The organism is Pseudoalteromonas sp. APAL1, from assembly GCF_021532475.1.
Classification (GTDB): Bacteria; Pseudomonadota; Gammaproteobacteria; order Enterobacterales; family Alteromonadaceae; genus Pseudoalteromonas; species Pseudoalteromonas lipolytica_C.
Window position 1 is genome coordinate 1 of sequence record NZ_JAKGAW010000028.1, and the last position, 15,296, is coordinate 15,296.

Below are 15,296 nucleotides of genomic sequence, written 5' to 3' on the forward strand. Positions count from 1 at the left end.
TGGCCATTCTTGCAAAGTAACGCCTTGATATTAAGCACCTGTGAAGCGCTGAATTCTGCATCTTGAGGTGGCTTGGGTATATTGATCTCTACAGGAAGATAATGATCATTTGATGACAAGTAAACAGATTTCTGGTGCTTTAGGTCAGTTGTTTTCTAACGTCTGCTGCTCTTGGGAGTCTGGTTGTGTTGTGTCGTTTGGCTTTTCGCTCATTTCTGTGGAAGTGTTAACCTCTTCAATGGTTTGCTCTTCTTCACTTGGGTCAGCAATTGCATCATTTTCATCAAGCCAAACCAACGCATCGTAATAACGACGAATATTGTCAACATACTGCACGGCAACATCGCCACGTGCATAACCATATTTGGTTTTACGATAATAACGCTTTTTAATTAAAAGCGGTAAGCGTTTTTTTACATCCGCCCACTTATCGGGGCTTGCCCCTTCTTGCTCGGTAATAATTCGCGCGTCATTTACGTGGCCCCAGCCAACATTATAAGAGGCTAAGGCAAACCAAGTTCTGTCGGGTTGTGGAATACGTTCAGGGATCCACGAAATAACCTTCGCTAAATATTCGGCACCGCCTTTGATATTTTGCTCAGGCTCTAAACGGTTAGTAACGCCAACTTGTTTTGCTGTAGTTTGCGTAAGCATCATGATCCCGCGAACACCTGTCGGTGACTTGGCTTTAGGGTTCCACATTGACTCTTGATAGCTCAAGGCGGCCAGTAAGCGCCAATCAATATTCCCTGAATATTGCTCAAACCAAGGTTGATATTTGGGTAGTGTTTCTTTGATAGCTTCGATATAGGCTAGGGTATTAACATAATTAAACTGACGAACGTGGCCAAAATACTTTTCTTCTAATACATAAAGTTGGTTATTTTGTTTTACATCACCAAAAAAGGGCACCATCAAGGCATATAAAGAATCGTCACCATCCTTTCTTAGTAGCCAAGCGATAGGGTCGTTACGAGTCACTGAAAAGCCGATACTTAAATTAGGGTGGTAGCGGCGAAATAATGACAAGGTGTGAGAGTCAGCGAGAGTGTAATCAATTTCACCATCAATGACAGCTTGCAGAAGTTCTTCTTCATCCATATCTTCTGTTTCATGCCATGTTAAGTCTGGATGAAGCTGTTTAAGTTGCTGTAATGCAAGTGAGTGACTACTTTTCGCAAGAACCGTTAGGTTCCCCGTTAAATCGGCAAATTCTCGAGGGCGAGTGCGGCCTTGCTTGTATACAAGCTTTTGGCTAATGGTGCGGTAAGTCGGCCCAAAACGATAATGTTCAGCCCGAATGGTATTGTAAGTAAGTCCAGAGGCAATAATGTCTAAATCACCACTTTCGAGGCGAGAGAACATATCTGTAAGATTAAAAAAAGGCACCATCTCGAGCTCTACGCCAACATAATCGGCAAACTCTTGTGCTAATTCGTACTCAAAACCCTGCACGCCTTGCGGTGCTTGATAGTAATTACTCGCGCCGGCTAAGGTGCCGACTCTTATCTTATTCTGTGCTTTGATATGAGCAAGTTGTGATGGTTGTTGTTGCATATCGCATGCACACAACATGAGCACAAGCGTAAATATAGCGAGTATTTTTTGCATAAATTAGAAATGCCCCTTAAACCATTACGTAACCGTTATAGCAAAACTTCACTGCCACGTCACTTCGCATATAGTTTTATATCTCTATTTAAAAATTAGTAACTGTAACAGTGGCGGTAAAAGATAAGTCATACAGAACAACAGCCTGCGGGAAAATAAAGAGTACTAAGATAGTTAATTGTTGCAACCATAATCGCGGTTATGAAGATTATTTAAATAAAAGCGCAATTTTGAGTTAAATCTAGACGTTATTTGCACTATAATACGCGCCTAAAATATCGTTCAATCCCTAACCCCGGATGAAAATACCTATGTTGATCCTTCGTGGTGCACCAGCACTTTCCGATTTTAGAGTTCAGAAAATTTTAGCGCGTTGCCAACAGGCACAACTTCCAGTCACTAACGTTTATGCTGAGTTCATGCATTTTGCTGATCTTACTGCTGAGCTTTCAGCTGATGAGCAAACAAAGCTTGAAAAGCTGCTTACTTATGGTCCAACGATTGCAGAGCACAGCCCTGCAGGCACGTTAATTCTTGTAACGCCGCGTCCTGGCACTATCTCGCCTTGGGCATCAAAAGCAACCGACATCGCACACAACTGTGGCTTAAGCCAAGTTCACCGTGTTGAACGTGGTATTGCATACTACGTTGAAGGTAATCTATCAGCTGAGCAAACAGCTGAAGTAGCAGCGTTATTACACGACCGTATGACTGAAGCAACGCATACGGATATGGCTGATGCAGCTAAATTATTCCGCCACGATGAACCGCGTCCAATGTCATCAGTTGACATTTTAGGTGGTGGCCGTGAAGCACTTGCTAAAGCCAATGTTGAGCAAGGTTTTGCGCTTGCAGATGACGAAATCGATTACTTGGTAGAAAATTTCCAAAAGTTAGGGCGTAACCCGAACGACATCGAATTATTTATGTTTGCACAAGCAAACTCTGAGCATTGTCGTCATAAAATCTTTAATGCTGATTGGACAATTGATGGCATCGAACAGCCAAAATCATTGTTCAAAATGATCAAAAACACTTACGAGCAACACCCTGAAAATGTGTTATCTGCATACAAAGATAACGCAGCGGTAATGAAGGGCTCAGTAGCGGGTCGTTTCTTCCCGAACAGTGAAGGCGAGTACGCATACCATCAAGAAAACATCGAAATCTTGATGAAAGTTGAAACTCATAACCACCCAACAGCGATTGCACCATTTTCGGGTGCATCAACAGGTTCTGGTGGTGAAATTCGTGACGAAGGTGCTACAGGTCGTGGTTCTAAACCAAAAGCTGGTTTAGTGGGCTTCACAGTATCTAACCTTCGTATTCCAGGTTACGAGCAACCATGGGAAACCGACTTTGGTAAGCCAGGTCGTATCGTTAATGCACTAGATATCATGACTGAAGGTCCATTAGGTGGCGCGGCATTCAATAACGAATTTGGTCGTCCTAACTTACTTGGTTACTTCCGTACCTACGAAGAAAAAGTATCAAGCCACAACGGTGAAGAAGTACGTGGTTACCACAAGCCAATTATGCTTGCAGGTGGTTTAGGTAATATTCGTTCTGAACATGTTCAAAAAGGTGAAATCCCAGTTGGTGCAAAACTTATCGCACTAGGTGGTCCGGCAATGAACATTGGCCTTGGTGGTGGTGCTGCGTCTAGTATGACATCAGGTCAATCGAACGAAGACTTAGACTTTGCATCGGTACAACGTGAAAACCCAGAAATGGAACGTCGTTGTCAGGAAGTTATCGACAAATGTTGGCAGTTAGGTGATGCAAACCCAATCGCTTTCATTCACGATGTGGGTGCTGGTGGTCTTTCAAACGCATTCCCTGAGCTTGTAGACGACGGTGGTCGTGGTGGTAAATTCCAACTTCGTGATATTCCAAACGATGAGCCGGGTATGGCACCACACGAAATTTGGTGTAACGAATCTCAAGAGCGTTACGTATTAGCAGTTGCAGCTGAAGACTTCGCGCGCTTTGAAGCAATCTGTAAACGTGAACGTGCACAATACGCGGTTATCGGTGAAGCAACAGAAGAGCGCCACTTAACGGTTGAAGATAGCCACTTTGGTAACAACCCTGTTGACCTACCGCTTGATGTTTTACTTGGTAAAGCACCAAAAATGCACCGCGAAGTTGAGTCTAAAAAAGCACAATCGCAACCATTAGACGTTGCAAACATTGATGCTGCAGATGCTGCACAACGTTTATTACGCTTACCAACGATTGCTGAAAAAACATTCTTAATCACCATTGGTGACCGTACCGTAACGGGTTTAGTTGCGCGTGACCAAATGGTAGGTCCTTGGCAGGTGCCAGTAGCAAACTGTGCGGTAACAGCCGCTGCGTTTGATACTTATCACGGTGAAGCAATGTCACTAGGTGAGCGTACACCAGCTGCACTGTTAAACTATGGAGCTTCTGCTCGTTTAGCTGTGGCTGAGTCATTAACGAACATCGCGTGTGCTAACATCGGTGGCCTTGAAAATATCAAGCTATCTGCAAACTGGATGGCCGCAGCTGGTCACCCTGGCGAAGATGCAGGTCTTTACGAAGCTGTTAAAGCGGTAGGTGAAGAGCTTTGTCCAGCACTTGGTTTAACAATCCCTGTGGGTAAAGACTCAATGTCGATGAAAACTCAATGGGATGAAAACGGTGAGCAAAAATCGGTTACTGCGCCATTATCACTAATCATCACTGCCTTTGGTCGTGTTGAAGACGTGCGTAAAACAGTAACGCCACAGCTACGCACTGATAAAGGTGAGTCATCACTATTATTAGTTGATTTAGGTGCGGGTCAAAACCGTATGGGGGCATCAAGCCTTGCACAGGTTTATAAGCAATTAGGTGATGTAACACCTGATGTTGATAGCCCTGAGTTATTAAAAGGTTTCTATGAAGCAATGCAAGCGCTTGTTGCTGATAACAAGTTACTTGCCTACCATGACCGTTCAGACGGTGGTTTATTCACAACTATCGCTGAAATGGCATTTGCGGGCCACACAGGTGTAACTGTAGACCTTGCAGGCCTTACAGGTTCAGACATCGAAGCACTTTATAATGAAGAGCTAGGTGCGGTTATCCAAGTGGCTAATGCTGATTTAGATGCAGTGAAAGCCGTTCTTGCTGCTCACGGCTTAGCAGCTATCAGCCATGAAATTGGTACATTAAACGCTGATGACCGTGTGGTATTCACTCGTGGTGATGATGTGGTGCTTAACCACACGCGTACTGAGCTTCGCACTATTTGGGCAGAAACAACTTACCAAATGCAAGCACGTCGCGATAACCCTGAGTGTGCTAAGCAAGAATTTGACGCTAAGTTTGACGCAAAAGACCCAGGTCTTAACGTAAAACTAAGCTTTGACTTAAACGAAGACGTTGCTGCGCCTTACATTGCAACTGGTGCGAAGCCGAAAATGGCGATTCTACGTGAGCAAGGTGTTAACTCTCATTTAGAAATGGCTGCGGCATTTAACCGTGCTGGCTTTGCAGCGGTTGACGTACACATGAGCGACATCCTTGAAGGTCGTTTAACACTTGAGCAATTTAAAGGCTTAGTGGCATGTGGTGGTTTCTCTTACGGTGACGTATTAGGCGCAGGTGAAGGCTGGGCTAAGTCAATCTTATTTAATGAGATGGCGCGTGAGCAGTTCCAAAGCTTCTTCCACCGCGAAGATACATTCAGCCTAGGTGTGTGTAATGGCTGTCAAATGCTTTCAACATTGAAAGAATTGATCCCAGGCACTGAGCACTGGCCACGTTTTGTTACCAACAAGTCAGAGCGCTTTGAAGCTCGCTTTAGCCTTGTAGAAGTGCAAGAAAACCCATCAGTATTCTTTAACGGTATGGCTGGTTCTCGTATGCCTATCGCTGTTTCTCATGGTGAAGGTCATGCTGAATTCGCTAACAGCGATGCAGTTAAAGCTGCGCTTGAGTCAGGCACTGTGGCAGTGAAGTTTGTTGATAACTACGGTAACCCAACAACGCAATACCCAGCTAACCCGAACGGCTCGCCTGAAGGTATCACAGGTATTACCTCTACTGATGGTCGTGCCACGGTTATGATGCCGCACCCAGAGCGTGTTTTCCGTACTGTTGCTAACTCATGGCACCCAGATGAGTGGCGTGAAGATAGCCCATGGATGCGTATGTTCCGCAACGCACGTAAAAACGTTGGCTAAAACTTAGCTATATACCTAGCTATACAAGCTAGGTTCATACAAGCCGTTTAAACTAAAAAGGCTGCACTATTAAGTGCAGCCTTTTTGTTTATAATGGTGCTAGTAAGTGTAAGTTCAAAGGCAAGGAGAGTTTTTTGAGTTTTAAGCGGGTAAGCGTAGGGTTGCTAGGTATCGTGCTAAGCATGCTGCTGTTGGCGTATCTGTTCAGGCTACCACTGACATCGTGGTACTTAACGCCTATGCTTAGTAAAAATGGCGCTGAGCTTCACTGCATTGATTGGTCATTGACCAGCCAGCTTGATTTAAATATCGAGAAATTATGCTTAACTTATCAAGGGCAGCAAATAGAGTTAGCTGGCATCCTTGCTAACAAGCAACAGGTTAGGGTTTCTCGCGCTAATCTCATCGTTAGCGACCTTGCAAATAAACAACAACCAGAATCAGCACAGACTGAATTTAAAAAGCTCGCTTTAGTATTACCAGAGCAAAGGCCGCTAATAAGCATTGAGCAGCTTGATGTAGTCTCACCGTTTACCGATAGCCCTGTTAGGTTGGCAATACAAGAAAAACGCTTAAACCATTTTACGATTTCACGTGATCTTAATGCAGATGTTGAAATATCTAATTATGAAATAAAAGCCGATCTCACCCTTGATGAGCAAGTAGCTAGGCGGTTCATAACATTGCCACAAAGCAGCCATTTTGGCACTCAATCGCAGGTTAAGTTTGATGGTATTACGATTGCAATTGAAAGCACCGTCAATGCAAGTTATCAGCATGCTCTAGCGCAATGCGACCTAGGTTTTACCACTGAAGGGCAACTGAGTGCGAAGTATCAATTAAACCAACAGCATTTATATGCGGATTTATCAGCTTTACAAAATCAGCTTAGCGCAAACCGAGATTGCTTGAACACCATAGCAGATCAACAGCATCAATCATTTATTGAAGCGCAGTTACCGCTTACTTGGCAGTTACACATTGAAAAACCAGTCAGTGTAGAAGCCGAGCAGCTATCAGTCCCAATCGTAAAATTGCTAGCAGCTGAAGGGCAAAGTGAAGTGACAGTCAGTAATACGACCCTTTCTTTACAGGATCCGCTCGCATCACTTAATAGCCAAGTTAGTATTGATTTTAACAGTAAAGATATTGATGAGCTTAAGCTCAATGCGCATTTGCATGAAAGTGACGTTAGCGCTGATTTTCAACTGTCACTTGATTCACTCCCTGCATTTTTAGATTTTCAGGCTGACGGTGTTCTGGTTGAGGGTATTGGGGCTAAAGGAAAGCTAAAAATTGATGAGTTATTTTCTAGCCCGATAGCTGCTAGATTGAACGCAAATGTCAATGTTAAAAACGCACTTATATCAGGTGCTCAGATAGCTGACTTTACCAGCACGATTGAGGCTGATCATAATGCCGAGCAACACTTAATTGTTAAAGCCAACAGTAAGGTTAAATCATTAAATTATAATGATATTAACGCAGCAAAAATCAGTAATGAGCTAACCCTTAGTACAGATCTCAGTGTGGGGGAATTATTTGCTGATATTGATGCCAAAACCACGGCTGCTAAATTATCAACACCTGAACTTACCTTAAATAAGTTGTCTGTCGTTACAAATGCCCTACAAAGCCGCGCCTTGCAGGCAACGCATCATGTGTTTGCAGATGGCTTTGAAGCGCTTGTTAGCCATCATATGTCTAAGGTTGCGCACCCATTTGAATTGGTGATACCTGAGCAGGCAGTAGCCAAGCTTAATCCGATAATTGCTCAGTTTGAGCCCCTTGCAACCATCACTGATGGGCTGGTTTCAGGGATTATTAAAGGTGATGTAAATCTTCAGCAAGCAGAAGGTAGTGTTCACATTAATAAACTCAGTGCGCTTTATAATGACTACCTAGCAAATGATTTTGCCGTGGATTTAGATGGGACGTTTAATTCAGGGCAGCTTAATATTGCAACGACTAAATTTACACTCAATGAACTGCGCGCAGGTGCTGTGGTCAAAAATATGCAGGGTCAGTTGCAGGTAACGGCTAATCAGCCTTGCGCAGCTGATCTAACTGGTCAGGTTATGGGTGGCAAATTTGTGGTGAATAAATACTGCCCACTGAGTGACAACCAAACCGCGACCGTTAAGTTTGAAAATATTGATGCTAGCAAATTGGTCACCCTTGATGCCGAGTCTGGAATTAGTTTAAGCGGGCGCTTAGCGGGCACCTTACCTGTTGTTATAAGCAAACAAGGAATAGAGGTAAAGCAAGGGCAGCTAGTTAATCAAGGTGATGGTAAATTACTGATCACCAATAATGCGGGTTTTGAAGCTGTAAAAGCGCAGCAACAGGAGCTGAGTACAACGCTGAGTTTACTCGAGAATTTAGATATTAAAAAACTACGCAGCAGTGTTAACCTCAAACCAGATGGTTGGTTACATTTAGGTGTTAATTTAGAAGGTTATAATGAAGCGCAGCAGCAAGCAGTGAACTTTAATTATAACCATGAAGAGAATGTATTTACTTTACTTAGAGCGCTGCGTTTAAGTGATGAAATTACTCAAAAAGTTGAGAAAGAGTATGCAAAAAAAGGAAGCAATGATGGCTAAGTGGTTAGTAATGCTGACGGCAGTAGGCATGCTGAGTGCATGTACTCACCGTGTTGAGGTGGCAGCAAAAGAGCCGATTACAATCAACTTAAATGTAAAAGTTGACCATGAGATCCGCGTAAAAGTGGATAAAGAACTTGATACCTTATTCAGTGATGACAGCGAATTATTCTAAGGAGCACACATGCGTAAATTACAACTTAAAAAACTAAATGTGATCACCTTGATCAGTGCTGTTTGTTTCTCTTTTTCTGCGTGGGCTATTAGCCTTGATGACGCAAAGAGCCAAGGATTAGTGGGTGAAGATAGCTCAGGCTATTTAGGTTTAGTGGTTAATAATAGTGAAGCAAAAGCAGTCGTTGATGAAATTAATGCAAAGCGCAAAGAGCAGTACTTAAAGCTAGCGAAAAAGAACAACCTTTCGTTAGCGCAGGTAGAAGCACTTGCAGCTGCTAAAACTATCGAGAAAACTAAGCCGGGTCACTACATTGAAGTGAACGGTGAGTGGGTAAAAAAATAACTCACTAAGTTAAATTAGAAAAGCCAGCATTGCTGGCTTTTTATCTTTATAACGCCGACAGGCGTTAGCGTTTATCGATGCAGCTTTGTAATAGCTGCTGCCAAAAGTCGATGCCTTTACGTCTTGCAAGTTTAATGTTGTGCTCTGGGATAGACTCAGGTTCATTGTAGTTATCTAACGCTTCGCTCATACTGGCTTCACGGATCAAATGTAGTGTTGGATAAGGTGCGCGGTTAGTATAGTTTGCAGCATCGCTGTCATCGCTATCGGCAAACACATAGTCAGGATGAAAGTTAGCTATTTGATACTTACCCTCATAACCTTGTGCAGCTAAAAGCGCATTGGCTAAATCGACTAAATCTAAGAACTCTTCAAAATCCTTAAAGCCTTGCTCAAACATCAACAGGGTTGTTTCACGCTGTGCTTGTTGGTCTAACTCGCTACACTGCTCAAGCATATCCATTACCGCATCATCAAGTGTAATAGACTGGCTGATTTGATAATGAATGCAATTGCTTTCAACTTCTTTGCGGGCAAACGGGCAGAAATTGTATTTCACGATTACACTTGATACCCATTCACGCATTTGTTTTTCTGGGCGATTCATCACTTGCTTTGAAGTCACGTTATTTCTCTATTCTATGTCTCTATTTTACTTTTCTAAGTAAAGCTCAATTAAATTAACCGTTTTACTGATAGCACCTTGATTATTAGCCACGCATTTTGCAGCTTGTTGACCAAGCTTTATGGTCTGTTCTGCATCATTACTCAAAGCGATAAGCGTGTCAGCAAGTTGGTTTTCATCAGTGACAATTTTAGCTCCTTGAGCACTAATAAGCTCAGGGTATATATGGTCAAAGTTATAGGTATGAGGGCCTGCTAATACGCCAACCGAAAACGCTGCTGACTCTAACGGATTATGGCCGCCTCGCTCTATTAAACTACCGCCAATATAGCTGATGTTTGCCACTCCATATAAGCATTGTAGCTCGCCTAACGTATCCGCTAGCACAACTTGCTGGTTGTTATAGTTATCTTCACTGCGACGACTAAAGCTCAAATTTGAGTTTTTTAATATCTCCGCAACTTTATCAAATTGCTCGGGGTGACGCGGAGCAATAATCAAAAGAGCGTTGGGCAAGGCTTTTAACAGCTTTTTATGAGCACTTAAAATAAGCTCATGTTCAACAGGGTGAGTGGAGCCTGCAACCCAGATAAAGCGCTCGTTGTTATACTGATTTTTAAGTGCTGCGACTTTATTTAATTGCTCATCTGTCGGCGTGATATCAAATTTAATTGAGCCAAACACGCGAGCCTTTTCAGGTTTTAAACCTAGTTCAATAAAACGTTTGGCATCATCTTGATTATGACTAGCAAGGTCGCTAATTGATTGCATGATCAGCTTAGTTAATGGCATCACCTTTTGATAGCCTTGCTGTGATTTAGCTGAAAGCCGGGCATTTAAAACAAGTACTTTTGTGTCGTAGTTGTTGCTTTGAGCCATAAGGTTAGGCCACAGCTCTGTTTCTAAAATACACAGTACCTTTGGCTTGATACGCTTTAAAAAACGCTGTGTAGCGAAGAAAAAATCAATCGGTAAATAACTACAGCTAACCGCATCTTTAAAGTTATTTTTTACTTGCTCGCGACCCGTTGGGGTATTGCAGGTTACTAAAATAGTAAGTGCAGGGTTTTCTGATTGAACAGCCTTAATAAGCGGGGTTGCCGCTAGCACTTCACCTACAGAGGCACAATGAAAAACAATATCGTGGCGCGATAAATCTGCATAGCCAAAGCGTTCAGCAAAATGCATTCGGTAGCCTTGGTTTTTCTTACCTCGCAAAACATATAAGTAAAAAACAATTAGCGGACTCAAAATGTATAGGAGTAAAGAATATATAATACGCGCCATTGGTTAGCCTATATGAATAAAACCCTATGATAGCGTGGAACATACGCTATCTAAATATAAAATGTTAAAAAGGGTTATCTATGAGAGTTTTAAGTGTTTAGTTTCAGGTAATTTGGTAGTATTTCGATTACTTATTAAATAAACGAAGCAGTTATGAAATTTAAAATGATAAAAGCCTCGGTAGTAGGTGCTCTCTTAAGTTGCGCTATGCCTTTATATGCAACACCCACCGCTTATTTACCTGTTGGCATGGACGCACAGCTTGATCATCAATTAGATACTTTGTTTGCACTAACAATTGGCACTCCTATGGCTAAACCATATCGTTTAGCAGAAGTCGAGAAAGCACTTCTTGTACTTGAAAAGGAAGAGCCTGGGTTAGCTGCTGCTATTCGTTCAAAAATAAAGCCATATCAAAGTGATGATGCAGTGACTCGTGTCGGTGTAAAACTACAAGTAGATACGGATAATGCAAAGAAAATAGCGAATCAAAGAGGCCTAAGCTCGGATGAATGGGGGCAAGGTTTTTTTGAAGGTATTTGGCGTGCTAATGATTATACCTTGGTACAAGTGGGTGTAGATTACCGAGCCAAAGCTAATAAATTTGTAAATTATAATTCGTTTATAAGTTTTGCTGGCGAAGATTTACAGTTAAATCTTGGTTATAAAGAACACTGGTTCTCGCCGTTTAAACATTCTGCGCAGATTATTTCTACCAATGCTAAAACAGCACCTTCGATTTCATTGGGTATGGTAAAACCAGCCCACAATTGGTGGAATTTTGATTTTGAGCTTTATTATTCTGAGCTTGAGCATGTCGATAATGGTATTCTTTATCAAAATGAGCTCCATAGCGGCACACCAAAGCTCGCTGGGACGCATTTTAGTATTGAGCCGCTTGATGGTTGGAAGCTGGGCCTTAATCGTATGATGCAGTTTGGTGGGGGCCCCCGCAAAGTCGATGTTGGTGATGTGGTCGATGCATTTTTTGATCCTGCGGGTAATGACAACTCAGGGCTCACTGGTAGTAAAGATAATGAGTTAGGTGACCAATACGTAACAATTACCAGTACGGTGAATTTTAATTGGGGAATGCCAGTTGAACTTTACTTTGAATATGGTGGTGAAGACACAAAAGACCACAAAAACTACCAATTTGGTAATACTGTTAGCAATTTTGGCTTCTTCTTGCCAAAACTGAGTAATACAATGTCGCTTAGGTATGAATATACCAACATGCACAGCCTGTGGTACGTCAATGAGATTTATCCAGTATATGGTAATACAGTGGGTGGTTTTGTAACGGGTCATTATGCGGCTGATCAACGTTATACTGAGTTACATGCCAATGGTGTTGCGAGGGTTTATGCAGATGCGCCACCGACGCAAGTGCACAGCATGGAGTTAACTTATAGTGAAAACTACCGTTCACTTTGGCGCAGTAAGCTCACACTGATAGAAAACGAAAGTAATTACCTAAATGAGTGGGGTCAAACGACCGGAGACTATGAGCGTGCCGTTGAACTGCAATTAAGCAATACACGCCAATTAAACGAGCATACATTAGAGACAACTCTTACCTATGGCGAAGATGTATTTGGCGATAACTATACGTGGTTATCTGTTGCCTATTTTTGGTAAGTAAGCCGTTAATACTTTTTAAGGAATTTATATGTCTAATCTTGATTCTGTAGCGGCAAGCTACCTCGAAAGTTTAAATCGCCATCAGATGTTGTTTGAAACGATGGAGACCTACCACCCAGAAGTGATGCAATTACTTGAAGCATGTCACAGTGCTTTGCAAGCGGGTGGCAAAGTCATTTGGTTTGGTAACGGCGGAAGTGCGGCAGATGCACAGCACTTAGCTGCTGAGTTTGTGGTGCGTTATAAATTAGAGCGCGGTCCACTTGCTTCAATCGCACTGACTACTGATACCTCAATTTTAACAGCGCACAGCAATGACTATCACTTTGATACTGTATTCGAGCGCCAAGTTCAGGCCCTGTGTAAGCCAGATGATTTGGTTATTGGCTTAACCACCTCGGGTACTAGCCCTAATATTAATTTAGCGCTTGCTGCTGCTAATGAAATCGGCGCTTTTACCGTAGCATTAACAGGCCGAGATGGTGGCAAAGTAAAAGACATCGCTAAGTTACCTATTATTATTAAAAATGATGAAACCGCACGTATTCAAGAAGCCCACATGTTTATCGGGCATTGGCTATGTGAAGCCATCGATATGGTTGTAGCGGAGCAAAAGTAATGGATTTAGCGTTACTAAAAAACCTTTCAAAGGCACGTATTTTAGTTGTTGGTGATGTCATGCTAGATAGATACTGGCATGGCGACTCTGGGCGAATTTCACCTGAAGCACCGGTCCCGGTAGTGAAAGTGAGTAAATTTGAAGACAAAGCCGGTGGTGCAGCAAACGTCGCAAAAAATATTGCTCGTTTAGACGGTAAAGTTGGCCTATTAGGTTTAGTCGGTGAAGATGAAAGCGGGCAAATTCTTGAAACTATCTTAAGTTCAGAAAAAATTGATTCGCAACTTGTAAGTGTGTGTGACTTACCGACAATTTCTAAAATGCGTGTTATTAGTCGTCATCAGCAAGTTGTTCGTTTAGACCTTGAAGAAACCTTCACTGAGCAGCACAGTCAACTATTACTTAATCGCCTAGAGCTAGTATTGGATGATTATGACTTTGTGTTGTTCTCTGATTACAACAAAGGCTCACTGAGCTTAATTCAACAAATGGTTCAGGTTGCAAAGAAAGCAGGCAAAACAGTGCTTATTGACCCTAAATCATCAGACTTAAGCTTATACCGTGGTGCTGACTATATTACGCCTAACCTAAATGAGTTTAAGCTTGCTGGTGGTTTGACGGACTCTGAGCAAAACTTGACTGACAGTGCTCGTAAATTAATTAGTGAAGCGGGCATAGCTGCGATGCTATTAACGCGCTCAGAGCATGGTATGTCGTTAATTAGTCAGACAGAAAAACATGATTTTGCAGCCCAACAGCTTGAAGTTAGCGATGTAACCGGTGCCGGCGATACTGTAATTGCGACATTAGCAGTGATGTTAGGCGCTGGTATGGCAGCAAAAGATGCGGTTGAAATTGCCAACCTTGCAGCAGGTATTGCTGTAAGCAAGCTTGGAGCTGCCACTGTTTCGCCTGAAGAACTCAGCCGTAAGCTTGGTCAATATTTACAGCAAACTGGCGAGCATTATCAAACACCGTTTGAAGATGTACTTCAGCATATTGAGTTTGCCAAACAAAATGGTGAAAAAATTGTTTTCACTAATGGCTGTTTTGATATTCTTCATGCAGGTCACGTGCGCTACCTTGCACAGGCAAAAGCTCGTGGTGACAGGCTTGTTGTTGGCTTAAATAATGACGAGTCTATCACTCGCTTAAAAGGCCCACAAAGACCAATTAATCCACTCGATGAACGTGCCATGGTTTTAAGTGCGCTGGCGTCTGTTGACTGGGTTATTCCATTTGGTAGCGTTGAAGAGAATGACACACCAGCTAAGCTCATTGAGCAAATTAGCCCCGATGTACTAGTAAAAGGCGGCGATTACACTGTTGACCAAATTGCCGGAGCTGATCATGTATTACGCCATGGCGGTAAAGTCGAAGTGCTTGAGTTTCTTAATGGTTGCTCAACATCTAACGTAATTAGCAAGATTAAGTCTTAAGCAAAGCTTGGTAGTCACATATTAGTGACTGCCAATCACTTTGTCGCCAATGCATTTCTTCGTTACGGCCTTGCTCTTTTGCAAATGAACGAGCAAGGCGTTTAATATTCTCTGTTTGCCAGCTAGGGTGCGGCTTTTTGATTTCACCGCGGTCAAAGTCGATGATAAACACCTTGCCTGTATCATCGAACAAGATGTTATTGATGTTTAAATCTGCGTGGTATACCCCGTGATTGTGAAAATCGCTGAGGGTGGCTGCAATCGCTTTGAGTTCAGACTGGCTTAGTGGGCGCGTGATTAAAATATCTAATACACTTTTTGCGCCTGTCACTGCCTCGGTGATGATATCGCCCCGATAGATAAAGCCGCTGGTTTTAATTTTGGCCCCAATCGGTGTGGGCACATTCAGGCCAAGCTCACGCAAACGCATCATTAGTGTAAATTCTTTATAAACTCGGGTTTGTTTTAAGCCAAAGTATAGGTACTGATCGCTGAGTAACTTACCAACGAGTCCTCCTCGCCAATAGTGGCGCAGAACACCTGTGAGCTGTTGATGTTTAAAAAACCACGCTGTTGCTCGGCCTTTTTTTGCGCCAACTATTTTTTCTTGTTGTTGCCAGTAGCTGGCATCAAACCACTGTTGCGTGAGCTCATCTTTGTAGTCAGGGTGACACAAAAGGGTGGTGTTTTGTAGATGCTGAGTTTCGAACATAACAACTTCAAGATTAAATAGAATTAGTGCTATCTTA

General features: G+C 42.6%; 11 protein-coding genes. 7 read left to right on the top strand and 4 right to left on the bottom strand.

Features of this window, described 5'->3' with window-relative positions:
* Positions 1–144: 144 nt before the first annotated feature.
* Positions 145–1,611 (bottom strand): membrane-bound lytic murein transglycosylase MltF, encoded by a 1,467-nt coding sequence (gene mltF / locus L1264_RS13890; protein WP_199526337.1) that lies wholly within the window; start codon positions 1,609–1,611, stop codon positions 145–147.
* 311 nt (positions 1,612–1,922) lie between these two features.
* On the opposite strand from mltF, the gene purL reads away from it, so the two are divergent.
* The 4 genes from purL to L1264_RS13910 all read left to right on the top strand — a co-directional run bounded on the left by purL (position 1,923) and on the right by L1264_RS13910 (position 8,933).
* Positions 1,923–5,807, top strand: a complete 3,885-nt coding sequence (gene purL / locus L1264_RS13895) for a phosphoribosylformylglycinamidine synthase (RefSeq protein ID WP_199526336.1) — start codon at positions 1,923–1,925, stop codon at positions 5,805–5,807.
* A 134-nt stretch (positions 5,808–5,941) separates the two neighbouring features.
* Complete coding sequence (locus L1264_RS13900) at positions 5,942–8,413, top strand: intermembrane phospholipid transport protein YdbH family protein (RefSeq protein ID WP_199526335.1); 2,472 nt, start codon at positions 5,942–5,944, stop codon at positions 8,411–8,413.
* On the top strand, positions 8,406–8,588 hold the full coding sequence (locus L1264_RS13905) for a YnbE family lipoprotein (RefSeq protein ID WP_054551055.1): 183 nt from the start codon (positions 8,406–8,408) through the stop codon (positions 8,586–8,588). Before L1264_RS13900 ends, L1264_RS13905 begins: the two co-directional genes overlap by 8 nt.
* 9 nt (positions 8,589–8,597) lie before the next feature.
* Positions 8,598–8,933 (top strand): YdbL family protein, encoded by a 336-nt coding sequence (locus L1264_RS13910; RefSeq protein ID WP_135926091.1) that lies wholly within the window; start codon positions 8,598–8,600, stop codon positions 8,931–8,933.
* Positions 8,934–8,997: 64 nt separating this feature from the next.
* Here the strand turns inward: L1264_RS13910 and L1264_RS13915 are convergent, their stop codons facing one another.
* Both L1264_RS13915 and waaA read right to left on the bottom strand, forming a co-directional pair.
* A complete protein-coding gene (locus L1264_RS13915; protein ID WP_135926315.1) occupies positions 8,998–9,540 on the bottom strand; it encodes a DUF1415 domain-containing protein in 543 nt (180 codons plus the stop codon).
* 45 nt (positions 9,541–9,585) lie between these two features.
* Positions 9,586–10,845 carry a lipid IV(A) 3-deoxy-D-manno-octulosonic acid transferase gene (gene waaA / locus L1264_RS13920; RefSeq protein ID WP_199526334.1) on the bottom strand — a complete coding sequence of 420 codons (1,260 nt, stop codon included), beginning with the start codon at positions 10,843–10,845 and terminating at the stop codon, positions 9,586–9,588.
* 153 nt (positions 10,846–10,998) lie between these two features.
* Between waaA and L1264_RS13925 the strand changes: the two genes are divergently transcribed.
* Genes L1264_RS13925 through hldE form a run of 3 tightly spaced genes read left to right on the top strand, consistent with a single transcriptional unit; the run spans position 10,999 to position 14,547 of the window.
* On the top strand, positions 10,999–12,486 hold the full coding sequence (locus L1264_RS13925) for a capsule assembly Wzi family protein (protein WP_138557232.1): 1,488 nt from the start codon (positions 10,999–11,001) through the stop codon (positions 12,484–12,486).
* Positions 12,487–12,517: 31 nt separating this feature from the next.
* A complete protein-coding gene (locus tag L1264_RS13930) occupies positions 12,518–13,108 on the top strand; it encodes a D-sedoheptulose-7-phosphate isomerase (RefSeq protein WP_135926088.1) in 591 nt (196 codons plus the stop codon).
* Positions 13,108–14,547, top strand: a complete 1,440-nt coding sequence (gene hldE, locus L1264_RS13935; protein ID WP_199526333.1) for a bifunctional D-glycero-beta-D-manno-heptose-7-phosphate kinase/D-glycero-beta-D-manno-heptose 1-phosphate adenylyltransferase HldE — start codon at positions 13,108–13,110, stop codon at positions 14,545–14,547. Before L1264_RS13930 ends, hldE begins: the two co-directional genes overlap by 1 nt.
* On the opposite strand, the gene L1264_RS13940 is transcribed toward hldE, so the two are convergent.
* Entirely contained in the window at positions 14,537–15,259 is a 723-nt protein-coding gene (locus L1264_RS13940) for a 3-deoxy-D-manno-octulosonic acid kinase (protein WP_199526332.1), read from the bottom strand. The two genes, hldE and L1264_RS13940, sit on opposite strands and share 11 nt — an antisense overlap.
* Positions 15,260–15,296: the final 37 nt, after the last annotated feature.

Bases quoted from the DNA above. Each gene is read 5' to 3' on its own strand.
- L1264_RS13905 (WP_054551055.1), top strand. From the start codon at position 8,406: ATGGCTAAGTGGTTAGTAATGCTGACGGCAGTAGGCATGCTGAGTGCA.
- purL (WP_199526336.1), top strand. From the start codon at position 1,923: ATGTTGATCCTTCGTGGTGCACCAGCACTTTCCGATTTTAGAGTTCAG.
- L1264_RS13925 (WP_138557232.1), top strand. From the start codon at position 10,999: ATGAAATTTAAAATGATAAAAGCCTCGGTAGTAGGTGCTCTCTTAAGT.
- L1264_RS13910 (WP_135926091.1), top strand. From the start codon at position 8,598: ATGCGTAAATTACAACTTAAAAAACTAAATGTGATCACCTTGATCAGT.
- L1264_RS13915 (WP_135926315.1), bottom strand. From the start codon at position 9,540: ATGAATCGCCCAGAAAAACAAATGCGTGAATGGGTATCAAGTGTAATC.
- mltF (WP_199526337.1), bottom strand. From the start codon at position 1,611: ATGCAAAAAATACTCGCTATATTTACGCTTGTGCTCATGTTGTGTGCA.
- L1264_RS13940 (WP_199526332.1), bottom strand. From the start codon at position 15,259: ATGTTCGAAACTCAGCATCTACAAAACACCACCCTTTTGTGTCACCCT.
- hldE (WP_199526333.1), top strand. From the start codon at position 13,108: ATGGATTTAGCGTTACTAAAAAACCTTTCAAAGGCACGTATTTTAGTT.
- waaA (WP_199526334.1), bottom strand. From the start codon at position 10,845: ATGGCGCGTATTATATATTCTTTACTCCTATACATTTTGAGTCCGCTA.
- L1264_RS13930 (WP_135926088.1), top strand. From the start codon at position 12,518: ATGTCTAATCTTGATTCTGTAGCGGCAAGCTACCTCGAAAGTTTAAAT.